Origin of the sequence: Aquimarina sp. I32.4 (assembly GCF_002924285.1) — a bacterium.
GTDB lineage: Bacteria > Bacteroidota > Bacteroidia > Flavobacteriales > Flavobacteriaceae > Aquimarina.
Genome location: NZ_PGUB01000001.1, coordinates 87,829 through 113,371 on the forward strand (window position 1 = coordinate 87,829; position 25,543 = coordinate 113,371).

Genomic DNA, 25,543 nt, shown 5'->3' on the forward strand with positions numbered 1-25,543 from the left:
TTACCATTATAGCTGGTCCTTGATTTTGAGGAGTTGTCCTTTGATGGATTCTAGTTTTCTTATAATATCAAAACTATCTAGGGCTTCTCGTTTTTGTTCTTTGAGGTGGATTTTGGCACCTTCTAAGGTAAAACCACGTTCTTTTACCAGGTGATAAATTAATTCGAGGTTTTTGATGTCCTCTGGAGTAAACTTTCTATTACCCTTGGCATTCTTTTTGGGTTTTATGATGTCGAATTCTTTTTCCCAAAAACGAATCAAAGAAGTATTCACATCAAAAGCTTCAGCTACTTCGCCAATGCCATAATACATTTTTTTGGGTAAGTTTACATACATAATTATTCTTTTTGCTGTGCAAAACTTCCGTCGTCTTCAAAAATAAGTTTACTTTCAGGAAAATCTTCTTCCGTTAGTGATTTGATAGCCTTTAAGGCTCCTTTTTTTTCATCTATAAAAGGATATATTTCATCTATCTGTTTTGCAGAATGAAGCTTTCCTTTGATGAAATTTCCATCGGTGTCAATCTCAATCTCTGCAATAGGAGCATATCCTTTAATTCCACCTAAGCTAAATCTAGAGTAGGTGCAAAAATTACCAAGGCTATAGGCTATAAATTTATTATTATATACTTCAAAAGCTCTTGATACATGTGGGCCATGCCCTAATATAATATCCGCACCTGCATCGACCATAGTATGAGCAAAGCGATATACATTTCCTCGATCCTCACCATAAAAACGTTCTGTTTTTCTGGTAACATGAGTATGTTTTAAACCTTCAGCGCCTCCATGAAAAGAAACAATTACAATGTCAACTTTTTGTTTAAGTTCTGCTACAATCTTTTTTGCATTGGTCAAGTTATGAATTTTTATGCAATCCTTGTTTGGGGCAAAAGCACAAAATCCATACGTAATTCCATTTTTTTCAAAAATCGTAGATGGTTGAGCAAACACTCCAGCATAAGCGATATTGTGCTTTTCAAGTGTTTTGGAGGTGTTTTTAATACCTATAGTTCCAAAATCACCAATATGGTTGTTGGCAATACTCATCACATCAAATCCAGTTTCCTCAAGGTATTTTCCAAAATACTCAGGGGATCTAAAAGAGTAACACTTGGATGGGTCAGAACATCTTTTTGCATTTTCTCCCTCATCGGTAAGTGTACCTTCAAGATTACCAAAAAGGATATCGGCTTGCGTTAATATAGAATTTACATTATCAAAAGGGCCTTTACCTTTTGGGGGCAAGTAACTACCATTGGGAAAATCTGTTCCCATCATGATATCACCAACGGCCATGACTTTAATATATTTTGGTTTAGCTAATGCTAATTGGGTGTTTTGAGCGATGACATACATCGAGTCTAACACTTCTTTTGAATATTTTTGAGCTTGTATTGATGAACAGAATCCAAAAATAAATACAAGAAGAAGAAGTTTACGCATTGATAGTTAATCTAAAGTTTCGTTAATAAGATTAGAGGCTTTGATCATTTCTGCAAATTCTTTTGGAGTTAAACTTCCGTAGTAGAAATTACGAGGATTGATACGTTCACCGTCTTTAAAAATTTCATAATGTAAGTGAGGAGCAACAGATCTTCCAGTACTTCCAACATAACCGATTACGTCGCCTCGTTTTACCTTTTGTCCTTTTTCTACATTATATCTGCTCAGGTGTGCATAGAGACTCACATAGTTAAAACCATGGTCAATACGTACATGATTACCATATCCAGATGAGTTGGCGTCGGCACGAGTCACAACACCATTACCAGAGGCGTATACAGGCGTTCCTGTATTGGCAGAAAAATCCATACCGTGATGAAATTTTCTTGCCTTGGTAAATGGATCACTCCTCCATCCGTACCCAGAAGCCATTCGTTTTAAATCAGAATTTTTTATAGGTTGTATAGCTGGAATCGTAGCCAATAATTCTTCTTTTTTTTCTGCTAGAGAAGCAATTTCATCAAGAGATTTTGATTGCACAACAATCTGTTTTGTTAGCTTATCAATTCGCTTACTACTCTCTATAATAATTTCAGAATTATTAAAACCTTCAAGATTTTTGTATCTGTTTACACCTCCAAATCCTGCGTTACGTAATTCTTCTGGAATAGGATTTGCCCCAAAATACAGGCGATAAATGTTATTGTCACGATCAGCAATTTCTTCCAATATATTTTCATTACGCTTCAATCGTTGATTCATTAAGTCGTATTGTAGTTGCATGTTTTCTAGCTCTCTACGATACGTTTTTTCTTTTGGAGTCTCTAATTGAGGTATGTTTAAGTAAATGAGAAGTAAGACAAATCCAGCCAAAAAAGAACCAACAACTCCCAATGCTGCGATACCAAATTTACGACCTTTTTTTTGCTCTATTCTTCGATAAGAAAGAGTGTCACTATCATAGTAATATTTAACCTTTGACATAATCTAAAATATGCTATTTTTGCAGGATATCAACCAATAAGAGGTTCTGAATAAGAACCAAGACATCGCAACAAATATAACAAATTGTTACAAAGTCAAGAAAAAACTGACAAATATCGAATTAAAACCATGTGTTATAACATAATAAATAAATGAATGTTGTGTTATTAGCAGTTTTGTTTGAAAAAATATAATATATAGAATCCATGAAATCCCAAGAAATTAGAAATCAATTTTTAGAATTTTTTAAATCCAAAAAGCACGATATAGTATCTTCTGCACCTATGGTTATCAAAGATGATCCTACGTTGATGTTTACTAATGCTGGGATGAACCAGTTCAAGGAATATTTTTTGGGCAATGGTGTTCCAAAAAACAATCGGATTACCGATACTCAAAAATGTTTACGAGTAAGTGGTAAACATAATGATCTAGAAGAAGTAGGGATGGATACCTATCATCATACGATGTTTGAAATGCTAGGTAACTGGAGTTTTGGTGATTATTTTAAAAAAGAAGCAATCCAGTGGGCATGGGAGTTGTTGACAGAAGTATATGGTGTCGATAAAGATATATTATATGTTTCTGTTTTTGAAGGATCAAAAGATGATGGGTTAGGTATGGATCAAGAAGCATATGATCTTTGGTCTGCAATTGTACCAGAAGACCGTATTATCATGGGTAATAAAAAAGATAATTTTTGGGAAATGGGAGATCAAGGCCCTTGCGGACCTTGTTCTGAGATTCATGTAGATATACGTTCTGATGAAGAAAAAGCTAAAACTCCTGGACGTGATCTTGTGAATGCAGATCACCCACATGTTGTAGAGATATGGAATCTTGTTTTTATGCAATATAATCGCAAAGCAAACGGGTCTCTAGAAAAACTACCAGCACAACATGTAGATACAGGAATGGGATTTGAGCGATTATGTATGGTATTACAAGGCGAAAAATCAAATTATGATACCGATGTTTTTACACCATTAATTAGAGAGATAGAAACGATTACTAATTCTAAATATGATAAAAACAGTTTGCCATCAGACGAAGATGGAAAAGAGAGTGTGGCAATTAGAGTAATTGCAGATCATGTTAGGGCCGTGTCTTTTTCTATTGCAGATGGGCAATTGCCTAGTAATACAGGAGCAGGATATGTGATTCGTAGAATTTTGAGAAGAGCAATCAGATATGGGTTTACATTTCTTGATACCAAAGAGCCTTTTATTTATAGATTAGTAAGTGTGCTAGTCAAAAAAATGGGAGATGCATTTCCTGAGCTTAAAGATCAAAAACAACTCATCCAGAATGTAATTAAAGAAGAAGAGTATTCATTTCTGAGAACATTGGATCAAGGATTGGTACTGTTGGATTCTATTATAGCAGAAACTACAGGGAAAGTTGTTTCAGGAAAAAAGGTTTTTAAACTATATGATACTTACGGTTTTCCAAAAGATTTGACGGGATTGATCCTTTTTGAAAAAGGATTAACCTATGAAGAAGAAGCTTTTGATGTAGAAATGCAAAAGCAAAAAGAAGGAGGTCGTGCGGCTACATCTATAGCTACTGGAGATTGGGTTGTTTTAGACGATGATAAAGAAACAGAGTTTGTAGGGTATGATAGTTTAGAATCCAGAGTTAAGATTGTTCGCTATAGAAAGGTAGAAACCAAAAAAGAAGGAGTGCAGTATCAAGTAGTTTTTAATCTTACTCCTTTTTATGCAGAAGGAGGAGGGCAAGTAGGAGATAAAGGATACTTAGAGTCTTCTAACGGAGAAGTTGTGTATGTAGTAGATACCAAGAAAGAAAATAACTTACTACTTCATATTACAAAAGAATTACCAAAAGATGTTACAGGAACTTTTAAAGCGGCAGTTGATGAGAGGCAACGTTTTAGAACAGCATGTAATCATACAGCAACACATTTGTTGCATCAGGCGTTGCGTACAATATTGGGAACACATGTAGAGCAAAAAGGGTCTGCAGTACATTCTAAGTATTTGCGATTTGATTTTAGTCATTATAACAAGCTCACGGTAGAGGAATTAAGAGATGTAGAGAGTTTTGTGAATTCTCGTATAGAAGGCAAGTTGCCATTTGTAGAGCAACGAGGTGTATCAAAAGAAGTAGCTCAGGAACAGGGAGCAATGGCACTATTTGGTGAGAAATATGGCGATACAGTACGTACCGTTAGATTTGGAGAATCAATAGAATTGTGTGGGGGTACTCATGTGCAAAACACAGGTGATATTTGGCATTTTAAAATTAAATCTGAAGGAGCAATTGCATCAGGAATTAGACGTATAGAAGCAATTACTGGTGATGCTACAAAAGAATTTTATTTTGAGAATAACAGAACCTTTTATGAGATAAAAGATGTGTTGAAAAATCCTAAAGATCCTGTAAAAACGATAAAAGGACTACAGGAAGAGAATGTAACGTTAAAAAAGCAAATTGAAGCATTACTTAAAGATAAAGCTAAAAACTTAAAAGGAGATCTGAAAAGAGAATTTGAGGAAGTGAACGGAATTAACTTTTTAGCAAAAAAGATAGATTTGGATGCCGCAGGAATCAAAGATTTATCATTTGCACTTGGAGGTGAACTTGAAAATGTAGTGCTATTATTTGGCTCAGATCAAAACGGAAAAGCATTATTATCATGTTATATCTCTAAAAACCTAGTAGAAGAAAAACAATTAAATGCAGGTCAGATCGTTCGCGAATTAGGTAAATATATCCAAGGAGGCGGTGGTGGACAACCATTTTTTGCTACCGCAGGAGGTAAAAACCCAGCAGGAGTGCAAGAGGCACTAGATAATGCAAGACAGTATTTGAAATAAACCATAAATAAACTCCCGCTCTCTAAATAAATAAAGAGATAGGGTAGAAAGATATATGAATCTGCAAACCAATATACCAATACACTCTAGGCAACCAAAAATTGATTATAAATCAGAACTTATACTTATAGGTTCATGTTTTGCAGAGAATATTGGAGATCGGTTTGAATATTTTAAGTTTAGAAACACCATTAATCCATTTGGTATATTGTTTCATCCCAAGGCGATAGAAACATTTTTGTGGATGGCTACTCAAGGGGAGCAATATACCAAAACAGATTTGTTTTATGCAAATGAGCAATGGCATTGTTTTGATGCACATTCCTCATTAAGCAATGCAAATCAGGATCAGTTGCTATCTGATCTCAATGATGCTTTGTTGTTTACCCAGAGCCAGATACAATCAGCTTCTCATATTGTTATTACGCTGGGCACAGCATGGGTATATCGTCTTAAAGCATTGGATATGGTTGTGGCGAATTGTCATAAAATTCCACAAAGAGAATTTGATAAAGAACTCTTATCTGTTGATGAGGTAGAGCAATGCTTGCAAAACAGTGTTCATATGATTAGAGGGCTTAATCCATCAGCAGAAATTATATTTACAATCTCACCAGTACGCCATAGTAAAGATGGGTTTGTAGAAAACAATAGGAGTAAATCTCATCTAATTACAGCTGTGCATCAAGTGATTGATAAAAATAAGAATACAGGGTATTTCCCTTCTTATGAGATTATGATGGATGAGCTGAGGGATTATCGTTTTTACGATACAGATATGATTCATCCCAGTACATTGGCAGTACAATATATATGGGAGTATTTTATGAAAACTTGGGTTTCAGAAAATGCTTTGATGATAATGAAAAAGGTAGAAGAAGTTAAAAAAGGGATGGCGCATAGACCTTTTAACCCACAAAGTGAGCAATACCAACAATTCTTAAAAAAGGTAGAACAAAAAAAACATGTGCTTCAGCAAGAATATCCGTTTATGGAATTTTAAAATATAGGGAAAAGAGTGTAATTTTTAAGTAGGTATTATATTATATCAGAATTGATATTCTATGTGTTGTATGAAGTTGCTTTCGGTTTTTTGCCAGATGCTACACCCAATAGGATATTCTAGCACCCAGATATAATACCATTTACACTTTGAATTTACCGCAATAAAACTCAAAGTGTAAATGGTATAACACTAAAGATTCAAGACGATAGTAATATCATCAGTAGTAGAACCTTGCATGACACCAGTATTGATACCTGAAGTTTGATCACCAGGTAGGTAATAAAGATCTTTGAAGGTGATAGAAGCATAAGGAGCTAGCTCCTCATTGAGCTTGTCATTCAAGGTATTCATTCCTTCAATAACCTTAGGTTCAAGCTGATCGGCAATACTACCCGATTTGACACCACTTTCTACCCAGTACGCCCAACGAGCCACATGCCCTCGTATTCTGCCAGAACCATTTAGGTACAGATATATATGATATGTAAGACTCGCATCGTAGTCAGGCCAAAACGGAATGTTTATATTGAGTTTTTGATGAATCTTTAGGTACATTCTGTCAGAATTCAGGTGGCTGATATTTAGAGGCCACATTTCCCAGGTAAGTGTAGGGTTGCCTTTTCTACTGGCCCTAGAGCCACTTAGAGCACTATCAAGTGTAGTTTTCCATTTTTCAAAAAATAAATCCCTAAAGCTTAATCTAAATTCAAAGCCATCTTTATTAGGCCCTACAAGAAGGATACTTTGAGTTTTGTTGTTAAAATTATAGGCAGAAAGTTGATCAACATCAAAGTCAGAACTGGAACCTTCTTTATTGGTTATTTGTAAAAAATCACCTTGAAAATCAGGATATGATGATAAAAAAGAAAATGGAGGTTTAAATAAGATCATTGTAGCATCAACAGTAGATGAATTATAAACCCTTGCAGAGCTGATGTCATTCAATAGGTTTGCATTAGATAAATCAGTAGCTCTTCTTTTATTATATCGGGCACTTTTGCTCAGTCCTAGCACCTGTGCTGTTCCTTCCTGATTATTAAAATCGTGTATCGAAGTTATAAATGATAATGACATGACTGTTTATTTTTTAGGATTTGTGAGTTTGATAAAACTGTTGACTAATTCCTGAGGTATCATTTTTTTGACAAACTCTGGAGAATTTCCTTTTCTACTGGTATCATTCACGATTTCTTGAAGCAGTTCTAAAGAATATCGGTTTGGAGATCGCTGAACTCGTTTCAAAACATAAGAAAACACCTCTTCTTCTGATTTGCCACTTTCGATAAGCATATATACCCATTTGGGGACCTTCTTAGTGTTACGAGGTTGATAAACACTTGCTTTTTGTTTTTTTGCAAAAAGAGAAATATCTTTTTTTACCTCGTTAGTAACTTTTGCAGCTCCCGCTTTGGTTGTGTTGATAAATAAATCGCTCCATTCTTTTTGAGAAAGAGGTTCTTTCTTTTCTACTTTTTTTAGTCGACTGGCATGTCGTTTTAGTTGTTGTAATTGTTCTTTTTTATTACTCATCCTTACTAGCTTTAAGGTTAAGTAATAAATATAAAAGAAGGAGTGGTGTAAGGAAAGAGGTTAAAATCCCTTATTTCACAGGGGGATTAACTGTTTTTTAGAAACTATAAACGGGGTGAAAACCTTTTTGCTATCTAAGAATTTCTATGTGTAATTTCCAGTCCACTATTGATAAGGTGCTTGATTTTAGGTCTTTTAGATTGTATTTCTTCAAGATGTTGTGCGATTTGTACAGCAAAATTTTGATCTCTGTTATAAGTAAGTTCATAGATTTCCAGAGGTAATAACCAATCTGATGAGTGATCTTTTTTAAGAATGTCAAAAACTGCTTCAAGAGAAAATATAGTGTTTTTACCCTCTCTAATGTTTTTTACAGATTGATATAAAGAATGTAGTTCCTCTTCTTTATTAGAATACGTACGTTTTGCAGTTGTCGAAGCAGGGTTGTGAGTAACAAGGTTAAAAGAAAGGTCGTCTGCTGGACCAGAAAAAGCTGAAACAATTTCTTTTCCTACAGCAAGGTCAAAGGTTCCCCATTCAGGTTTGAAAAGACATTCGTCATTATACATAATTGTACACTCACTAAATTGAATCAAGATAAGTTCTCCCTTGATGTTTCTGATACCTGTAATGTTAGTTCCTGCAATAGTGATCCCACTTTCAAATTCAAATTCGATATATTCTCCATCATAAAAATTATAGGCTTTTAGGTCTCTGGGAGACATGTTTTCTATCGCAAGATTAATCCCTTTTAATTTTCCAAGAGGAGATCTCATTCCGTCAGGATGAGCCTCTGTGCCATGGCCTATAAGCTCTTTTTCTCTAAATGATAATGCAGTGGGGCCTTTAGTTTCAAAATAAATAACTTCATTATCTTCATTTTTTATCATTCTGGTAAATATCCCTGATATTTGTAATCCTGTACTCAATTCGATAGTACCTAAATTCTCAGACTCTATGAGTTTAGCAAGACTACGATGCCCTCCTTTTCTTAGAGCCATAGTATCAGCAAACTCTTCAAGTACTTGGCATAGATATGCAAAATCGGGAGTTACAAATAGTTGAGGTTGAGGTTTGGTGATGTCAAAATCTTGAAAAGCAGCTTTAGGGGAGTAAGGGCGTTTTTGTACGTGGTCTGTCATGCACCATTCGCTCTCTCCTATAGAAGAGAGTAAACCAGCTCCGTATATTTTAGGATTTTTAACCGATCCAATTAGACCGTATTCAACAGTCCACCAATGTAAGTTACGTATCAAAGCCATTTCAGAAGGATCTTCTTTTTGGTTTTGTAAAGTCAAGATACGTTGTTCAGCTTCTTCAATATCTTTAGGGTTACTGTCATATGCTTCTTTCAGGATAGAAAGACTACGTACAGCCTCATACATGTCATAATCTCTTTTAGAAGAAATAGCTTTGCATCCAATTTTCCCAAAACGACGTAAGTATTCTGCATAATCTGGATTAGCGATAATTGGAGCATGCCCTGCTGCTTCGTGAATGATATCGGGAGCAGGAGTATATTCTATATTTTCGAGTTGTCTAATGTCTGACGCGATAACAAGAATGTTATATGCCTGAAACTCCATAAAAGCATTAGGCGGGATAAAACCATCTACAGCGACAGCTGCCCAACCAATCTCTTTAAGGATTCTGTTCATGCCATACATACTTGGAATCTCATTCACAGAAATTCCTGTTTTTTTCAAACCGTTTAAATAAGAATCATGAGCGACTTTGCTCAACGAAGTTATGTTTTTACGCATCACATACCTCCATACAGCATGATCCACAGATGTATATTCTTCATAATTCTGAGGCTTTATAAATTGTTTTAAATGAGGAGGTAATTTGTCAATTAGTGGGTTTGATGCTATGTTTAGAGACATGTGAAAAAAATATTTTTTTTGTCAAGACAATTTAAAGGGGAAATTAATAGTTTTATTTTGATATTAGAGTATTTTTAAATAGTTAAATTTGTTTGTCACTAAAAAAGAATTGATTGTGAGATGTAAGTTATTGTTGTTAAGTATGATTTGTGTGATGGGACTTAGCGCTCAGGTAACAAATGAAGGATTACCATTGAGTTTTAGTATTCAAAGTAAAAAAAGTATTACTCCAGTACTTATGAAGGGGTTTGATTTGAATAAAATTAAAAATGAAGATGCAAAAAATGATATAGATAAATCGATCCCTTGGAGATTTGGGTATGAATTCAACGTTAATCTAGGGCTAGAAAATTCTGGAGTGTGGGATGAGTTGCCAAACGGAGATAGGATATGGCGAATTAATATTATATCTAAAGGAGCAAAAAGCTTAAACTTTATTTTTGATACGTATAAAATACCTAGAGGAGCTACCATTTATGTATACAATAATGATAAATCAGATGTTTTAGGAGCATATACTAATATTTTTAATAGACCAGATCAAATGTTGGGTACTTGGATAGTGCAAGGAGAGAATGTTTGGGTCGAATATTTTGAACCAGCATCAGTTGCTGGCAAAGGGAAGTTAAATATTGGTAAGGTGATACATGGATATCGATCGATAGCAGATAAACGTATCAGTCAAAAAAGATTAGGAGATTCTGGTGATTGTAATCAAGATGTAGATTGCTCTGTGGGAGACGATTTTGATGGATTAAAGGAACGATTGAAACATGCAGTAGGATTTATTATAATGAATAACTCTGTTTGTACGGGAACTCTAATTAATAATACGAGTAATGATAAAGCGCCTTATTTTTTGACAGCAAATCATTGTAATTCAGGGAATGAGGCAACCTGGGCATTTCGTTTTAATTGGATTAGTCCTGACCCTTCTTGTGGGACAGAATTAAGTAGTCCTGATGCCACAATCAATCAAACGACAAGTGGAGCAAGGCGAGTGGCGTCTAATTCAGAATCTGATTTTAGGCTGTTAAGCTTACAGGGAGGACTCGATGAGTCTTGGGATCTTGAGTGGGCAGGATGGGATAGAACGGATGTGGCTCCTTCTTATTCTGTAGGGATTCATCATCCTAATGGAGATATTATGAAGGTGTGTAGAGAAAATCAAGAGCTGAGTAAGATAAAAACTTCTATTACAGGAATTCCTGATCCTGTTGAAACCTGGCAAGTAAATAATTGGGATATAGGAGTGACAGAAGGTGGATCTTCTGGCTCGGCGCTTTTTGACCCTAAAGGTAGAATTGTAGGGCAGTTATCTGGTGGGGGAGCAGCTTGCTCAGGAACGGTAGATAATAATCAATCAGATTTTTATGGTAGGTTTAGTATCTCTTGGGATTTTGGTAATACAGATGCAACAAGGCTTGTTGATTGGCTAGATCCTACTAATACCAGCCGAAGTACTTTAGAGGTGCTTTCTGTAGAAGAGTCAGGAGGTAATCCGCCAGTACCACCAGAGGGTGAAGTAGTGTCTCTTTATTTTAATACAACAGAAGCAAAAGTAAATATTACCAATACTGCAAGAGGAGATTTGAAATATTTTATATATGATATTGCAGGAAGAGTGGTCGACTCAGGAATGATATCTAGAGAAAAAGAACAAATTGATATGAGTGGTGTGAGCTCAGGGATGTATTTTGTGTATGTAGAAAATACATCAGATGGTGGTTCTTTTACAAAAAAAATAATTATAGATGAGTTTTAGGGTGCTAATCCTTAGCGTATATACCAGATACTATAGTTGTATTGGTGCTGTCTTTCAGGAATAAAGAATCTTGTTCTAAGTTTATTGTTTTGATTGCACCAAATGCCTTAAAGAATTCATCTTCTAAAGCAGCTTCTTTTTCGCAATATATTTTTGTGCTCATAGGGAATCCAAAAGAGATTTGTTTGTCTTTTATAGTGTATTTACATGAAAATGTATTGCATCCTGAAAACCCAAAAGTACGATTATCTTCTTCGTTAAAAGCAATATGTAATTTCTTGTCAGAGATATCTTTTCCATAAAGAGAAATGATAAAGAACTTTTTTTCTTGTGATTGATGTTGCTCTTTTTTCTCAGAGGCAGTAGTAGATTTGTTGTTTTTGTTATTACAGGTATTGATAGAAGATATTGTGAAAACTAAGAAGAAAATTAAGTATTTCATGAGTTTGTTTTTTGTGTGTATATAAGAGATAGTATGCAAATTAATGATAATTTGAATTTAAGAATGTAAAATGATACAAATTCTTTTGTGAGATTGTTATATTAAAAATAAAGAAACCTCTATAAGATGACTATAATTAGTAGTAAAGAAGGGAGTAAGTGATTTTATTCAGTTATTTTAAGTGAGAAATGGTATTTTATGAGATTTAAATTTATTTTTGATAGCAAAACATAGAAGCCTATATCAATGAAATCCGAAAGTAGAAAGCAAGAAATTATAAATGCAGCATCTGTTCTTTTTAAAGAAAAAGGGTATAGTGCAGTAACTATGAGAGATTTGGCAAAAACCATGGGGATAAAAGCAGCAAGCTTGTATAATCATATTCAGTCAAAACAAGAGATATTATCCACCATTATAATAGAGTTAGCAGAAGAGTTTATTGCTGGGATGGATAAAATTGTGGTTTCAGATCATACAACTGTACAGAAGTTAGAGAATATTATAGATTTACATATAGATGTTACTTTACGTAATGCAGACGGTTTGGCTTCACTAAATAGTGATTGGATGCATCTGGAAGAAGAGAATTTGCAGTATTTTGAGAAGATGCGTCTTGAATATGAAGATAACTTTAGGGAAATTGTAAGAAAAGGAGTCGCTAACGGGGAAATAAAATCATATAATATTGAAATTATGGTGTTTTCTACTTTGTCTACTTTAAGAACCCTGTATTTATGGTATCCTAAACAACAGAATATAGATGCAAATATTTTGAAAAAAGATATGATCTCTGTGTTGCTTAAAGGGGTGGTCTAGTTTAATACTTTTTATTATTTAGATTCAATATGAATAAAGAGATTATTTGCCTATCAAACTAACAATCGTTAGTTTTGTTTAACTATAACGATATAGTTAAATTAGAGTATGACAGATTTTTATCCCATACGAGTTTCTGAACTTAATAAAGAAACCAACGATTGCGCATCTATCACTTTTGATGTGCCAGAGGAGCTAAAAGATACATTCTTATATAAGCAAGGGCAGTATCTTACGCTAAAAGCAGATATAGATGGTAACGAGGTAAGACGATCATATTCTCTATGTTCGAGTCCCGTAGAAAACAAATGGCAAGTAGCTGTTAAGCAGATTACTCAAGGAGTGTTCTCTACTTATGCTAATAATGATCTTAAAGTAGGAGATGTGTTAGAAGCAATGCCTCCTATGGGAAATTTTTATGTAGATGTAGCTCCATCAAAAGCCAAAAATTATATTGTTTTTGCAGCAGGAAGTGGAATTACCCCTATTTTATCAATACTAAAAACTCATTTAGCATCAGAGCCAAATAGTACTTTCAAGCTCTTTTACTTGAATCGAAACGTTAAATCAATTATCTTTAAGGAAGAGATTGAGGCACTGAAGAATATATACTTTGGTCGGCTCGAGATTTTTTATTTTCTAACAAAAGAGCAAAGAGATATTCCATTACTCAATGGGCGATTTACTGTAGAGAAGATGCAAGAGCTTACCAGTAAGGTAATCGACGTATCAGGAGTAGATGAATGTTTTATCTGTGGACCCGAAGAAATGATATTTCTAATAAGAGATGAATTGGTAGAAGCAGGATTGTCTATAGATAAAATTCATTATGAGTTGTTTTTTTCGGGATCGAGTGAAGAAGACAAGAAAAAAGCCGCAGAAGTTGTAGATCATAAGTTTGATGGAACAGAAGTTACAATCATTGATGGAGGAAAAGAATTTCACTTCATTATGGAAGATGATTGTGATAATATATTAGATGGAGCATTGGCTTCTGGAGCAGACCTACCCTTTGCCTGTAAAGGAGGAGTGTGTAGTACTTGTAAATGTAAAGTAGTAGAAGGTACCGTAGAAATGAAAGTAAACTATGCCTTAGAAGAAGATGAAGTAGCCAAAGGATTAGTGTTATCCTGCCAAGCAGTGCCAACCACAGAAAAAGTGGTAGTAGATTTTGATGTATAAAAAATCTTTGTTATTTCGGTAGATGCCGAAACCCTTTTCATAATAAAAAATCAAAGGTGATGAGTGAAAAAGAAATAAAAAATTTGGAAGAAATCTTTGAGCAAAGGATCGCTCGAGATGAAAAGATTGAACCTAAGGATTGGATGCCTGAAAAATACCGCAAAACGCATATCAGGCAAATCTCTCAACATGCACATTCTGAGATTATAGGAATGTTGCCAGAAGGAAACTGGATTACTCGTGCCCCTTCATTACGTCGTAAGGTGGCATTACTCGCCAAGGTTCAGGATGAAGCAGGGCATGGATTATATCTCTATAGCGCCTGCGAAACATTGGGAATATCTAGAGAAGAATTGTATGAGCAATTGCATACAGGAAAAGCAAAGTACTCAAGTATTTTTAATTATCCGACTATCAGTTGGGCAGACATGGGAGCGATTGGATGGTTGGTAGATGGTGCCGCTATAATTAATCAAGTACCATTATGTAGTACCTCATATGGCCCATATGCCAGAGCGATGGTACGTGTTTGCAAAGAAGAAAGTTTTCACCAACGTCAAGGATATGAGATTATGATCTCGTTAGCAAATGGTACACCAGAACAAAAAGAAATGGCACAAGATGCATTAAATAGATGGTGGTGGCCATCATTGATGATGTTAGGGCCAGTAGACGCAGAGTCAGTACATACCGCTCAATCCATGAAATGGAAACTGAAACGTAAAACCAATGATGAACTAAGACAACAATTTATCGATCAAACAGTGCCTCAGGCAGATTTGATAGGGTTAACAATTCCTGATCCAGACTTAAAATGGAATGAAGAAACCAAATGCTATGATTTTGGAGAAATTGATTGGGATGAATTCTGGCAAGTAGTAAAAGGTCATGGACCTTGTAATAAAGAACGTTTGTCGGCAAGAGTTGATGCCTGGGAAGAAGGAGAGTGGGTGCGCGATGCAGCAATGGCCTATGCCAAAAAACAAGAAGATAAAAAGCTAAAAAAAGCAATATAATAATTCTGAATTCAGAATTCAAAATTCATAATTATGAAAAATAATTGGCCACTTTGGGAAGTGTTTGTAAGAAGTAAAAACGGATTAGAACATCGTCATTTTGGAAGCGTACATGCTGCTGATGCAGAGATGGCGCTAGAAAATGCAAGAGATGTGTATACACGTAGAAACGAAGGAGTAAGTATTTGGGTAGTAGAATCAAAGAATATTACAGCAACAAATCCTGAAAATAGCGGAGAATTATTCGAACCCGCTCAAGATAAAATATATAGGCACCCAACGTTTTATTCGTTGCCTGATGAGGTAAAACACATGTAGTTCTTGTTAGTACAAGTATTATAACATCCTAAGAATACGGGGTTGCTATTTAAAAAATAAAACTATTTATATAATATATCCGTTTTACGGGCAGTATGATGAAAAACGAAAATATAATACAATATATCTATGGAATTGCTGATAACGCTTTAATTCTTGGTCAGCGATTGTCAGAATTATGTGGTCATGGACCTATTCTAGAAGTTGATATTGCAATGACCAATATGGCATTGGATTTATTAGGGCAAACCCGAAGTTATTATCAGTATGCCGCACAACTATCTGGTGAAGAAAAAACAGAAGATGATGTTGCTTTTTTAAGACTAGAAAAACAGTATAGGAATGTACTCTTAGTAGAACAACCAAATAAACATTTTGGATATATAATAACAAGACAATTCTTTTATGATGTGTTTCATTTGCTATTATTAGAAGAACTACAAAATAGTAAAGATGAAACATTATCAGCAATAGCAAAAAAAGGAATAAAAGAAGTAAGCTATCATCAGCGGTTTTCGTCTGATTGGATAAAGAGATTAGGTGACGGAACAGCAGAGAGTCATAATAAAATACAGGAGGCTGTAGATGATTTATGGCAATATACAGATGAGTTGTTTCATATGACAGAAGATGATGCTATAGCGTTAGAAAATGGAGTAGGAGTAGATACTGCTACTTTGAAAGAAAAATATAATAATAGAATCAAAGAAGTGTTAGAAGAAGCTTCACTTGTTGTACCAGAGACCAAATGGTTTCAAAAAGGAGGAAAACAAGGGATTCATAGTGAGCATATGGGGTATTTGCTAGCAGACTTACAATATATGCAACGTACCTATCCTAATATGAAATGGTAAAAAATGCAGAATACCGAATTTAGAATATTTAATGATGAAGAGATAAACTTCAGTCTTAGGTATTAAATGTTCGATATTCGATATGAATTATGACAATAGAACTTGAGCGACATATTGATCCAGCACTGATTCCTATTTTAGAAGAGGTTCATGATCCAGAAATCCCAGTATTATCTATTATGGATATGGGAGTCGTTCGTTCTGCCAGAATATTAGAAAATGTAGTACAAGTTACAATAACACCAACCTATAGTGGTTGCCCAGCAATGGATGTGCTTGGAGAAGATATTATTAATGCCTTTGCAAAAGAAAATATCGAAGCCAAGGTATCACTGGTCTTATCGCCAGCATGGACTACAGATTGGATTACCCCAAGAGGTAGAAAAGCGCTAGAAAAATATGGTATCGCAGCACCATTAGATGAAGAGGCAGATAAAGAAGCATTATTAGGAGGAAAAAAAATAGTGAAATGTCCTCAATGTAGTTCGACTAATACAAAGATGATAAGTCAATTTGGCTCTACAGCATGTAAAGCCCTATTTCAATGTAATGATTGCTTAGAACCTTTTGATTATTTCAAATGTCTTAAGTAATAACGGTATAAATACTTATTGTTTATATGAGGTTAATAATGAAATCAAACTTAAAAGGAATGAGAATTTTAAGAGTTTTAGCAATACAATTATTACTAATTCTTTTAAGCACACAAGTTATAGCTCAAGAAGAAGAGTTTGTAGAAGAATTTTCCTTAGGGGCGATAATGGAGTCGCCAAAAGAGTTACAAGTCATTGAGAACTCAATAAAGAATATGAAAATAAAGAAACTTTTTTTTGAAGGTTTAATAGAAGAAGAGTTTGATTCAATAAAACATGAATTTGATGAGCTTAATAAATTAAAGGTAAGAAAAAAATTAAATGGAAGGGTTGAAGCTAATGGAATAGGTAGCATCGATCCAATGGGGTGTTCTTTGGGTATTATAGATTTTGATTCCAAATCAAATTCAAATAAATATATATATAGGATTAGTTATGAGTATATAAAAAAACTTAATGGTCAAATTAAAATTAAGGTATTAACAATAAATAAAAATGATCAAAAAATAACTCAATTTCCAAAATTATATACAATAACAAAAGATCAGATAAACAGGCTAGGTAAAGTATTAAAGGGAGAAGATAATAAAGCTAAAATTGAGTTACTAAGCTCCTTTTTGAGAAATAGTGAAAAGTCATATAAACATGGAATTTTTCCCTATGTATTAAGTGATGATCATTTTGCGAGATATCATGGTAATCTCTCTTGGTACTATTTATTAGAGGGAAAAGGAGGAGAAGCATTGAAACATGCAAAAAAAGGATTAGGTTTATCAAGGGGAAACGAAAAATGGATAAATGTCAATCTTATTCTTGCATACTTTTTTGAGAGTGAAACAAAGAAAGGATTAGAATTATTTCTTAAACATAAGGACGAAAATTATAAAGGAAAAACTATTAAAAATATGTTGATTTCTGATATAAATGAATTAGAAGAAAAAGGCTTTAAACTTCCAAATAAAAGAGAAATTAAGCAAGTACTAGAAGATGAATAAGCAATTTTGATATCGAGAAGAAAATGCCGTATAATAAACTATAATACAAAATTAAATTAAAAAAATAAATATGCCTTCAATCGAATTGCAAATTGAAAATGGAGTAGCAAGAATAACGTTAAACAGACCTGAAGCTTTTAATAGCTTTAATCGGGAGATGGCATTGTTGTTACAAAAAACATTAGATGAATGTAAGACAAATGATGAGGTAAGAGCCATTATACTTACAGGAAACGGAAAAGCTTTTTGTGCAGGTCAGGATCTTAAAGAAGTCACTTCACCAGAATTGAATCCAGGTTTCAGAAAAATACTCGAAGAACATTATAATCCAATTATAGAAAGAATAAGAAGTATCGAAAAACCTGTCATTGCCGCAGTAAATGGTGTTGCTGCAGGAGCAGGAGCTAATATTGCGCTGGCATGTGATATTGTGGTAGCTTCAGAAGTAGCAAGCTTTATACAGGCGTTTAGTAAGATTGGATTGGTACCAGATAGTGCAGGAACCTTTTTTCTACCTAGATTAATAGGTTTTCAAAAAGCATCTGCCCTAATGATGTTAGGAGATAAAGTAAGCGCCAAAGAAGCAGAGCAATTAGGTATGTTGTATAAAGTGTTTGAAGGAGCAACTTTTGAAGAAGAAGTTTCCAAACTGGCTTTAAAAATGGCGCAAATGCCCACCAAAGCATTAGGGCTAACCAAAAGATTGTTAAACCAATCAATGGTCAATACCCTAGAAGAACAATTAGCAATAGAATCTGATTTACAAATAGAATCGGCAGAAAGCGAAGATTATGCAGAAGGCGTAAATGCATTTATAGAAAAACGAAAACCAGTATTTAAAGGGAAGTAAGACCAAATATTACATTTTAAAATTTAAAATATAAAACCGAAAAATATTAAATGTAAAAGTGACTAAATAAAATCTCTTTTAAAAACTTTGACATTTTGTATTTTACATTTAAAATTTATGATTTATAAAGTTGGAGTAATAGGATCAGGAACCATGGGTAGTGGTATTGCACAAGTTGCTGCCACAGCAGGGTGTAAAGTAAAAGTATATGACACCAAGCAAGTAGCTTTGGATAAAAGTAAGCAAGCTTTAGAAAAAGTGCTTTCTCGATTAATAGAAAAAGGAAGAATAGATCAAGCAGAGAAAACGCGTATTCAAGGTAATATATCGTATGTAGATACTCTAAAAGGACTTAGTGATGCAGATCTTACTATTGAAGCTATTATTGAAAACCTCGAAATTAAGAAGAAGGTATTTTCAGAACTAGAAACATATGTTTCTGAAGATGCTATTATAGCATCAAACACCTCCTCTTTATCTATAGCCTCTATAGCCTCTTCTTTACAAAAACCAGAGCGATGTATAGGAATTCATTTCTTTAACCCAGCTCCTTTAATGAAATTGGTAGAAGTAATTCCAGCAGTACAAACCTCGGCAGAAGTAACAGAGAAAATAGTACAGGTTATCAAAGACTGGAAAAAAGTAGTAGCCTTGGCAAAAGACACTCCAGGATTTATAGTAAACCGTGTAGCACGTCCCTTTTATGGAGAATCCTTACGGATTTATGAAGAGGGGTTGGCAGATATAGCGACAATAGATTGGAGTCTCAAAACTCTTGGAGGATTTAGAATGGGGCCCTTTGAGTTGATGGATTTTATAGGAAATGATATTAATTACACAGTAACAGAAACTGTATTCAATGCATTTTATTACGATCCCCGTTATAAACCATCTTTTACACAAAAAAGATTGTCTGAAGCTGGATATCTAGGAAGAAAAACAGGGAAAGGGTATTATGAGTATAGTGAGAATGCAGTCAAACCAGCACCCGTAAAAGACGAAATATTGGCACAATCAATTTTTGATAGAGTATTGGTGATGTTGATTAATGAGGCAGCAGATGCCTTGTTCTGGAATATAGCCTCTGCAGAAGATATTGATAATGCCATGACCAAAGGAGTAAATTATCCTAAAGGACTATTGAGCTGGGCAGACGAAAAAGGAATTGAATGGTGTGTGAATGCATTAGACAATCTTTATAATGAATATCGAGAAGATCGATATAGATGTAGCCCGTTATTAAGAAAAATGGTAAGAGAAAATTCAACATTCTTCTCACTGGTTTAAAGGGAGATGAATAAGGATTAAAAAATAAATATAGAATAAAAATAAGTAAATGAAAGACCTCAAACCTGTTCCTTCAAAACTCATTCCTGAACAAATGCTCAGTCAAGACCCGTTTAGTCAATGGCTAGGTGTTGAAATTCTTGATGTAGAAAAGGGAAGATGTAAAGTAGGAATGACCATAAGAAAAGAAATGCTCAATAGTATGAGCAAAGCACATGGAGGGATTTCGTACAGCCTGGCAGATACAGCCTTTGGTTTTTCTGCCAATACACACGGTAAGTATGCAGTATCTATAGAAACTTCGATCAATCATATCGAAGCGTTAGAAGAAGGAGATTATATTACCGCAGAAGCTGTTACAGATATTATTAAAACCAGAGTAGGATTTAATATTGTAGAAGTAAAAAGAGGAGATGATATAGTAGCACTCTTTAAAGGAGTAGTGTATAGAACCAGCAAAGACTGGGAGAAATAAAATGTAAAACCGCTAAATGTAAAATGATAAATAAAAAAGTGGATAGATACTGCTTTTGAGTTATAGATTTTACATTCTAAAATTTAAAATTTTGAAAGACGCATACATCATAGACGGAGTTCGTACTCCAATAGGGAGTTATAAAGGAACATTATCAGCAGTACGTACTGATGATTTAGGAGCTTTGGTAATAGAAAAATTAATAGAAAATAATCCTGATATTCCAAAAGAAGCCTATGATGATGTCATTATGGGGTGTGCTAATCAAGCAGGCGAAGATAATCGTAATGTAGCAAGAATGTCGGCATTATTAGCAGGATTACCTTATACAGTTCCAGGAGAAACTGTGAATCGTTTATGCAGCTCAGGATTATCAGCAATAATCCATGCCAATAGAGCCATCAAAGCAGGAGACGGAGATTTGTTTATCTCTGGAGGAGTAGAGAATATGACGCGGGGTCCATATGTAATAGCAAAACCATCATCAGCCTTTGGTAATGATTCAAAGATGTATGATTCTAGTTTTGGATGGAGATTTGTAAACAAAAAAATGGATGAACTATACGGTACAGGCGGTATGGGGAATACTGCAGAAAATCTGGTAGAGAAATACAATATCTCTAGAGAAGATCAGGATGCTTTTGCTCATTGGAGCCAAATGAAAGCGACCAATGCTCAAAAATCAGGGAGACTAGCAAAAGAAATAACGACTGTAGAGATTCCACAGCGTAAAAAAGATCCCATCCTTTTCTCTAATGATGAGTTTGTAAAACCAACCACCACCAAAGAAATATTAGCAAAATTACGCCCTGCGTTCAAAAAAGATGGGAGTGTAACTGCAGGAAACTCTTCAGGGTTAAATGATGGAGCAGCTGCTACCATTGTAGCCTCAGAAGATGCAGTTAAAAAATACAACCTAAAACCATTAGCCAGAATAGTAAGCTCTGCTGTAGTAGGAGTAGAACCTAGAATTATGGGGATTGGACCAGTTCAGGCATCTAATAAAGCATTAGAAAAAGCAGGGATTACAATGGATGATGTTGATGTGATAGAACTTAATGAAGCCTTTGCATCACAAGCATTAGCATGTATTAGAGAATGGGGATTGGCAGATAATGACCCAAGAATAAACCCTAACGGGGGATCGATTGCCATAGGACACCCACTGGGAGTTACAGGAGCTAGAATTGCATATTCTGCCGCTTTAGAATTACAAGAACAAAACAAGCGTTATGCATTGATCACGATGTGTGTTGGTGTAGGGCAAGGATATGCAGCAGTAATTGAAAATGTGAATATATAGTAAGTAATTTTAGAACTATTGTTTGTTACTCTAGTATAGACTAGAGGTTATAATAGAAAGTATAATATAAAATATCCAAGCACACTCCTCTATAGAGGATCAAGGGGTTAGAGTATGAAAAAACTAGAAAGCTACATAAACGGAAAATGGACTTCGGGTTCTGGAGATGGTATTATCATGCATGATGCCGTAACAGGAGAAGTTATTGGAGAATCTACTACTAAAGGATTGGATATACCAGAAGTATTACAATACGGTAGAACCAAAGGTGGAGAGGTAATTAGAAAGATGACCTTTCAGCAACGAGGTAATATGCTCAAAAAACTAGCATTATATCTTACCAAACGCAAAGAAGAATTTTATGAATTGAGTTATCGCTCAGGAGCAACCAGAGTAGATAGTTGGATTGATATAGAAGGAGGATTTGGTAACCTTTTTGCCAATGCATCCTTACGTAAATTGTTTCCTAATCAGTCCTACCATGTAGAAGGGGATCCAATAGACCTTTCTAAAGGAGGTAGATTTATGGCACATCACATTTTGGTACCCAAAAAAGGAGTAGCAGTACATATCAATGCCTTTAATTTTCCTATCTGGGGGATGCTAGAGAAATGTGCAGTTAACTGGATGGCAGGAATGCCTGCGGTAGTATTGCCTGCACCACAAACAGCATATCTTACAGAAGCAGTAGTACGTGTTATTATAGATTCTGGAATACTACCAGAAGGATCATTACAGTTGCTGAGTGGTATGACCAAAACAATTCTAGATACAGTAGAATCTCAGGATGTAGTTACTTTTACAGGATCAGCACATACAGGAAGGTTGTTAAAATCACACCCAAGACTGATAGAAGAATCTGTGCCTTTTACAATGGAAGCAGACTCATTAAATGCCTCTATTCTTGCAAAAGATGCAATACCAGGGACACCAGAATTTAATTTGTTTATCAAAGAAGTACGAAAAGAAATGACCGTAAAATCTGGTCAAAAATGTACTGCGATACGTAGAATAATTGTACCATCAGAATTAGTAGAGGATGTACAGATAGCATTAGGGCAACAATTAGACAAAGTAACTATAGGAGACCCAAGACTCAAAGAAGTACGGATGGGAGCTCTGGCAAGCAAGCAACAAGTAGAAAGTTTTAAAAATAATGTAACTCAAATTGCCAAAACTGCACAAATAGTATACGGTGATTTGGATAGAATAGAAACCATTGGGGCAGACGCACAGAAAGGAGCTTTCGTAAGCCCGATACTGCTTAGAGAAGATCAACCATTTAAGAACAATGGGGTTCATGAGATCGAAGCATTTGGCCCCGTATCTACAATAATGCCATACGATACCCTAGACGATGCCATTACATTATCACAAATGGGTAAAGGATCATTAGTATCCTCAATCTTTACCTATGATGATAACATTGCCAGAGACTATATTGTTGGAGCAGCATCTCATCATGGTCGTATTTTGGTAGGAAATAGAGAAAACGCAAAACAAAGTACAGGTCATGGTTCACCATTACCATTACTCACTCACGGAGGACCAGGACGTGCTGGTGGAGGTGAAGAAATGGGAGGAATGCGAGGAATAAAACATTATATGCAACGTTGTGCGATACAAGGAACTCCAACCACACTTACAGAGGTAACAGGAATCTATCAGGCAAACGCCGCATATAAAGAATCAAAAAACCACCCATTCTCATATCACTGGGAGGATATCGAGCCTGGAATGTCTATCAAAACACATAAACGTACAGTTACTGATACAGATATTATCAGTTTTGCAAACCTCACTTGGGATCATTTCTATGCCCATACGGATATTACATCACTAGAAGGAAGCATTTTTGAAAAACGTACAGCACACGGGTACTTTATTCTGGCAGCCGCAGCGGGATTATTTGTATATCCTAATAAAGGGCCAGTAGCAGCAAATTATGGATTAGAAGAATGTAGATTCTTACGACCAATCTATCACAATGATACCGTATATGTACGATTGACCTGTAAGCAAAAAGTAGATCGTGATGTAGCAAGTGCAGAACACCCTAGCGGAATTGTAAAATGGTTTGTTGAGGTTTTTGATGCAGAAGATGAGTTGGTAGCAATTGCAACTATTCTAACAATGGTACAGAAAAAACAAACCACACTGGTAGAAATGACTGAAGCAAAAATCGAAGAATGTTTGTATAAGTTAACAGCAGATACCAAACCAGAATGGGGTATCATGACAGCGCAGCATATGATTGAGCATTTGGAATATACTTATAAAATAGCATCAGGAGAACATCAGGATTTTGAAATTGCTACTCCAGAAAAAATTCTGGATAAAGTACGTAATAGCTTATATAATTATGAGCCATTTCCTAAGAATACAGATTTCCCACTGCTCAAAAAAGGAGTGCTAGAAGAATTAAAACACGCTGATCTGGAAACGGCTATCACAAAACTGAACGAAGCAAGAGAAGAATACAAAACATATTTCAAAGAAAATCCAGAAGCAAAATTAAAGAATATTGTTTTTGGAGAATTGAATAAATATGAATGGTATTTACTAGAAAGAAAACATTTAAATCATCATTTTTCACAGTTTGGGATATTACCCAAACTGTGAAAAATTCCCGTGGAGACGGGAATCTAAACTATGAAAGAATGAGAGTTTTATAATTAAATGATAGTTTGGAGCGTCTATATAATAACAAATAAACCTAATGGGGTTCTTTATATTGGAGTAACTAAAAATTTGAAAAGAAGGATACAACAACATAAAAATAAAGCGCATCCAACAACATTTTCAGCAAGATATAATCTCAATAAACTGGTGTATTTTGAGAATTATGAAACAAAAGATGAAGCATATACCCGAGAAAAGAGAATGAAAAAATGGAATCGGGAATGGAAAATAAAAGTGATCGAAAAAGGAAACTTAAATTGGATTGATTTAAGTAATAATTTGAGAGAATAGCTATTTAAAAATAATGTAGAATTAAAATAATAAGATTTCCGCCTATGCGGGAATGCAAGTAATGACACAACCATACGTAAATATAACAGTAGAAAATCAGGTAGGAACCATTGAGTTTTTTCATCCTGCGCATAACTCCTTGCCAGGAGATATTTTGGCAAAATTAGCACAAACAATTACTGATGCTGGTACCAATGATGCTATCAAGGTAATTGTATTAAAAAGTGGACGAGACAGAACTTTTTGTGCAGGAGCAAGTTTTAAAGAACTGATCAATATCAATGATGCAGAAACAGGAAAAGTGTTTTTCTCTGGCTTTGCCAATGTGATCAATGCAATGCGTAAATGTCCGAAGTTTATTATTGGGCGAGTACAAGGTAAAACTGTTGGAGGAGGCGTAGGATTAGCTTCTGCAACAGATTACTGTATGGCTACAAAGTATGCATCGATAAAACTAAGTGAACTTAACGTAGGGATAGGGCCATTTGTAGTAGGGCCTGCTGTAGAACGTAAAATAGGATTATCTGCAATGACACAGATAGCTATTGATGCCAATTCGTTTTATGATGCAGAATGGGCAAGAGATAAAGGATTGTTTACCAAAGTTTATGAAGATGTAGAAACGCTAGATGCAGAAGTAAAGGCTTTTGCAGAACACTTATGTACGTATAATCCTGAAGCAATGAAAGAGATGAAACAAGCCTTTTGGAAAGGAACAGAAGATTGGGACACCTTATTGGCAGATAGAGCTGTAATCAGTGGTAGACTGGTGCTAAGTGATTTCACCAAAGAAACATTGAAGAGGTTTAAGTAACTAAGAAATTAAAAACCGCAAAATGTAAAATTTTAAATAATAAAGTATATAAAAATGAAAGAAGATGAATAAGACTTTAGTTTTTGTATTTGATATTTGAAATAGAGTAAAATATTAAGATGTAGAGTTTTAGTTCTATTAATTGTTTTGATTTTTTTAGATTTAGCAT

General features: G+C 34.8%; 24 protein-coding genes. 17 read left to right on the top strand and 7 right to left on the bottom strand.

The window, feature by feature from the left end; translation table 11 throughout:
* Nucleotides 1-6: 6 nt before the first annotated feature.
* From CVD18_RS00370 to CVD18_RS00380, 3 genes are read right to left on the bottom strand one after another with little or no spacing between them, the layout of a single operon-like run.
* Entirely contained in the window at nucleotides 7-336 is a 330-nt protein-coding gene (locus tag CVD18_RS00370) for a MerR family transcriptional regulator (protein ID WP_103863464.1), read from the bottom strand.
* 2 nt (nucleotides 337-338) lie between these two features.
* Complete coding sequence (locus tag CVD18_RS00375; protein WP_103863465.1) at nucleotides 339-1,445, bottom strand: CapA family protein; 1,107 nt, start codon at nucleotides 1,443-1,445, stop codon at nucleotides 339-341.
* 6 nt (nucleotides 1,446-1,451) lie between these two features.
* On the bottom strand, nucleotides 1,452-2,429 hold the full coding sequence (locus CVD18_RS00380; protein WP_103863466.1) for a M23 family metallopeptidase: 978 nt from the start codon (nucleotides 2,427-2,429) through the stop codon (nucleotides 1,452-1,454).
* 206 nt (nucleotides 2,430-2,635) lie between these two features.
* On the opposite strand from CVD18_RS00380, the gene alaS reads away from it, so the two are divergent.
* Complete coding sequence (alaS, locus tag CVD18_RS00385) at nucleotides 2,636-5,269, top strand: alanine--tRNA ligase (RefSeq protein WP_103863467.1); 2,634 nt, start codon at nucleotides 2,636-2,638, stop codon at nucleotides 5,267-5,269.
* A gap of 55 nt (nucleotides 5,270-5,324) precedes the next feature.
* Nucleotides 5,325-6,272 carry a GSCFA domain-containing protein gene (locus CVD18_RS00390; RefSeq protein WP_103863468.1) on the top strand — a complete coding sequence of 316 codons (948 nt, stop codon included), beginning with the start codon at nucleotides 5,325-5,327 and terminating at the stop codon, nucleotides 6,270-6,272.
* A gap of 192 nt (nucleotides 6,273-6,464) precedes the next feature.
* Here the strand turns inward: CVD18_RS00390 and CVD18_RS00395 are convergent, their stop codons facing one another.
* From CVD18_RS00395 to CVD18_RS00405, 3 genes are all read right to left on the bottom strand, one after another.
* Nucleotides 6,465-7,349, bottom strand: a complete 885-nt coding sequence (locus CVD18_RS00395) for a hypothetical protein (protein WP_103863469.1) — start codon at nucleotides 7,347-7,349, stop codon at nucleotides 6,465-6,467.
* A 6-nt stretch (nucleotides 7,350-7,355) separates the two neighbouring features.
* Nucleotides 7,356-7,805: a hypothetical protein gene (locus CVD18_RS00400; protein ID WP_103863470.1), complete on the bottom strand. Its 450-nt coding sequence runs from the start codon at nucleotides 7,803-7,805 to the stop codon at nucleotides 7,356-7,358.
* A gap of 134 nt (nucleotides 7,806-7,939) precedes the next feature.
* Nucleotides 7,940-9,691 (bottom strand): aromatic amino acid hydroxylase, encoded by a 1,752-nt coding sequence (locus CVD18_RS00405; RefSeq protein WP_103863471.1) that lies wholly within the window; start codon nucleotides 9,689-9,691, stop codon nucleotides 7,940-7,942.
* Nucleotides 9,692-9,806: 115 nt separating this feature from the next.
* Between CVD18_RS00405 and CVD18_RS00410 the strand changes: the two genes are divergently transcribed.
* The gene (locus tag CVD18_RS00410; RefSeq protein ID WP_146052666.1) at nucleotides 9,807-11,456 is read left to right on the top strand and encodes a T9SS type A sorting domain-containing protein; all 1,650 of its coding nucleotides are present in this window, start codon (nucleotides 9,807-9,809) and stop codon (nucleotides 11,454-11,456) included.
* A 4-nt stretch (nucleotides 11,457-11,460) separates the two neighbouring features.
* Here CVD18_RS00410 and CVD18_RS00415 read toward each other — a convergent pair whose 3' ends face one another.
* Nucleotides 11,461-11,898 carry an META domain-containing protein gene (locus CVD18_RS00415; RefSeq protein ID WP_103863473.1) on the bottom strand — a complete coding sequence of 146 codons (438 nt, stop codon included), beginning with the start codon at nucleotides 11,896-11,898 and terminating at the stop codon, nucleotides 11,461-11,463.
* 246 nt (nucleotides 11,899-12,144) lie between these two features.
* Here CVD18_RS00415 and CVD18_RS00420 point away from each other — a divergent pair, with 246 nt between their 5' ends.
* The 14 genes from CVD18_RS00420 to CVD18_RS00485 all read left to right on the top strand — a co-directional run bounded on the left by CVD18_RS00420 (nucleotide 12,145) and on the right by CVD18_RS00485 (nucleotide 25,374).
* Entirely contained in the window at nucleotides 12,145-12,714 is a 570-nt protein-coding gene (locus CVD18_RS00420) for a TetR/AcrR family transcriptional regulator (RefSeq protein WP_103863474.1), read from the top strand.
* 108 nt (nucleotides 12,715-12,822) lie between these two features.
* Nucleotides 12,823-13,896, top strand: a complete 1,074-nt coding sequence (paaE, locus tag CVD18_RS00425) for a 1,2-phenylacetyl-CoA epoxidase subunit PaaE (protein ID WP_103863475.1) — start codon at nucleotides 12,823-12,825, stop codon at nucleotides 13,894-13,896.
* 59 nt (nucleotides 13,897-13,955) lie between these two features.
* Nucleotides 13,956-14,912, top strand: a complete 957-nt coding sequence (gene paaA / locus CVD18_RS00430) for a 1,2-phenylacetyl-CoA epoxidase subunit PaaA (RefSeq protein ID WP_103863476.1) — start codon at nucleotides 13,956-13,958, stop codon at nucleotides 14,910-14,912.
* Between the two features lie 33 nt (nucleotides 14,913-14,945).
* Nucleotides 14,946-15,230, top strand: a complete 285-nt coding sequence (gene paaB / locus CVD18_RS00435; RefSeq protein ID WP_103863477.1) for a 1,2-phenylacetyl-CoA epoxidase subunit PaaB — start codon at nucleotides 14,946-14,948, stop codon at nucleotides 15,228-15,230.
* Between the two features lie 98 nt (nucleotides 15,231-15,328).
* Entirely contained in the window at nucleotides 15,329-16,084 is a 756-nt protein-coding gene (gene paaC, locus CVD18_RS00440; protein ID WP_103863478.1) for a 1,2-phenylacetyl-CoA epoxidase subunit PaaC, read from the top strand.
* Between the two features lie 89 nt (nucleotides 16,085-16,173).
* Entirely contained in the window at nucleotides 16,174-16,677 is a 504-nt protein-coding gene (gene paaD, locus CVD18_RS00445; RefSeq protein ID WP_103863479.1) for a 1,2-phenylacetyl-CoA epoxidase subunit PaaD, read from the top strand.
* A gap of 59 nt (nucleotides 16,678-16,736) precedes the next feature.
* Nucleotides 16,737-17,672 (top strand): hypothetical protein, encoded by a 936-nt coding sequence (locus CVD18_RS00450; protein ID WP_146052667.1) that lies wholly within the window; start codon nucleotides 16,737-16,739, stop codon nucleotides 17,670-17,672.
* A 70-nt stretch (nucleotides 17,673-17,742) separates the two neighbouring features.
* Nucleotides 17,743-18,522, top strand: coding sequence for an enoyl-CoA hydratase-related protein (locus tag CVD18_RS00455; protein ID WP_103863481.1), 780 nt, complete (start codon nucleotides 17,743-17,745; stop codon nucleotides 18,520-18,522).
* A 117-nt stretch (nucleotides 18,523-18,639) separates the two neighbouring features.
* Nucleotides 18,640-19,809: a 3-hydroxyacyl-CoA dehydrogenase NAD-binding domain-containing protein gene (locus tag CVD18_RS00460; protein ID WP_103863482.1), complete on the top strand. Its 1,170-nt coding sequence runs from the start codon at nucleotides 18,640-18,642 to the stop codon at nucleotides 19,807-19,809.
* Between the two features lie 49 nt (nucleotides 19,810-19,858).
* On the top strand, nucleotides 19,859-20,284 hold the full coding sequence (locus CVD18_RS00465; RefSeq protein ID WP_103863483.1) for a PaaI family thioesterase: 426 nt from the start codon (nucleotides 19,859-19,861) through the stop codon (nucleotides 20,282-20,284).
* A gap of 91 nt (nucleotides 20,285-20,375) precedes the next feature.
* Nucleotides 20,376-21,587: a 3-oxoadipyl-CoA thiolase gene (locus CVD18_RS00470; RefSeq protein WP_103863484.1), complete on the top strand. Its 1,212-nt coding sequence runs from the start codon at nucleotides 20,376-20,378 to the stop codon at nucleotides 21,585-21,587.
* 114 nt (nucleotides 21,588-21,701) lie between these two features.
* A complete protein-coding gene (paaZ, locus tag CVD18_RS00475) occupies nucleotides 21,702-24,209 on the top strand; it encodes a phenylacetic acid degradation bifunctional protein PaaZ (protein WP_103863485.1) in 2,508 nt (835 codons plus the stop codon).
* Between the two features lie 57 nt (nucleotides 24,210-24,266).
* Nucleotides 24,267-24,560: a GIY-YIG nuclease family protein gene (locus tag CVD18_RS00480; RefSeq protein ID WP_103863486.1), complete on the top strand. Its 294-nt coding sequence runs from the start codon at nucleotides 24,267-24,269 to the stop codon at nucleotides 24,558-24,560.
* A 61-nt stretch (nucleotides 24,561-24,621) separates the two neighbouring features.
* On the top strand, nucleotides 24,622-25,374 hold the full coding sequence (locus CVD18_RS00485; RefSeq protein WP_103863496.1) for an enoyl-CoA hydratase/isomerase family protein: 753 nt from the start codon (nucleotides 24,622-24,624) through the stop codon (nucleotides 25,372-25,374).
* The last annotated feature ends 169 nt before the right edge of the window (nucleotides 25,375-25,543 follow it).

Coding starts and splice junctions, on each gene's coding strand:
- CVD18_RS00370 (WP_103863464.1), bottom strand. CDS start 336: ATGTATGTAAACTTACCCAAAAAAATGTATTATGGCATTGGCGAAGTA.
- CVD18_RS00375 (WP_103863465.1), bottom strand. CDS start 1,445: ATGCGTAAACTTCTTCTTCTTGTATTTATTTTTGGATTCTGTTCATCA.
- CVD18_RS00380 (WP_103863466.1), bottom strand. CDS start 2,429: ATGTCAAAGGTTAAATATTACTATGATAGTGACACTCTTTCTTATCGA.
- alaS (WP_103863467.1), top strand. CDS start 2,636: ATGAAATCCCAAGAAATTAGAAATCAATTTTTAGAATTTTTTAAATCC.
- CVD18_RS00390 (WP_103863468.1), top strand. CDS start 5,325: ATGAATCTGCAAACCAATATACCAATACACTCTAGGCAACCAAAAATT.
- CVD18_RS00395 (WP_103863469.1), bottom strand. CDS start 7,349: ATGTCATTATCATTTATAACTTCGATACACGATTTTAATAATCAGGAA.
- CVD18_RS00400 (WP_103863470.1), bottom strand. CDS start 7,805: ATGAGTAATAAAAAAGAACAATTACAACAACTAAAACGACATGCCAGT.
- CVD18_RS00405 (WP_103863471.1), bottom strand. CDS start 9,691: ATGTCTCTAAACATAGCATCAAACCCACTAATTGACAAATTACCTCCT.
- CVD18_RS00415 (WP_103863473.1), bottom strand. CDS start 11,898: ATGAAATACTTAATTTTCTTCTTAGTTTTCACAATATCTTCTATCAAT.
- CVD18_RS00420 (WP_103863474.1), top strand. CDS start 12,145: ATGAAATCCGAAAGTAGAAAGCAAGAAATTATAAATGCAGCATCTGTT.
- paaE (WP_103863475.1), top strand. CDS start 12,823: ATGACAGATTTTTATCCCATACGAGTTTCTGAACTTAATAAAGAAACC.
- paaA (WP_103863476.1), top strand. CDS start 13,956: ATGAGTGAAAAAGAAATAAAAAATTTGGAAGAAATCTTTGAGCAAAGG.
- paaB (WP_103863477.1), top strand. CDS start 14,946: ATGAAAAATAATTGGCCACTTTGGGAAGTGTTTGTAAGAAGTAAAAAC.
- paaC (WP_103863478.1), top strand. CDS start 15,329: ATGAAAAACGAAAATATAATACAATATATCTATGGAATTGCTGATAAC.
- paaD (WP_103863479.1), top strand. CDS start 16,174: ATGACAATAGAACTTGAGCGACATATTGATCCAGCACTGATTCCTATT.
- CVD18_RS00450 (WP_146052667.1), top strand. CDS start 16,737: ATGAGAATTTTAAGAGTTTTAGCAATACAATTATTACTAATTCTTTTA.
- CVD18_RS00455 (WP_103863481.1), top strand. CDS start 17,743: ATGCCTTCAATCGAATTGCAAATTGAAAATGGAGTAGCAAGAATAACG.
- CVD18_RS00460 (WP_103863482.1), top strand. CDS start 18,640: ATGATTTATAAAGTTGGAGTAATAGGATCAGGAACCATGGGTAGTGGT.
- CVD18_RS00465 (WP_103863483.1), top strand. CDS start 19,859: ATGAAAGACCTCAAACCTGTTCCTTCAAAACTCATTCCTGAACAAATG.
- paaZ (WP_103863485.1), top strand. CDS start 21,702: ATGAAAAAACTAGAAAGCTACATAAACGGAAAATGGACTTCGGGTTCT.
- CVD18_RS00480 (WP_103863486.1), top strand. CDS start 24,267: ATGATAGTTTGGAGCGTCTATATAATAACAAATAAACCTAATGGGGTT.
- CVD18_RS00485 (WP_103863496.1), top strand. CDS start 24,622: ATGACACAACCATACGTAAATATAACAGTAGAAAATCAGGTAGGAACC.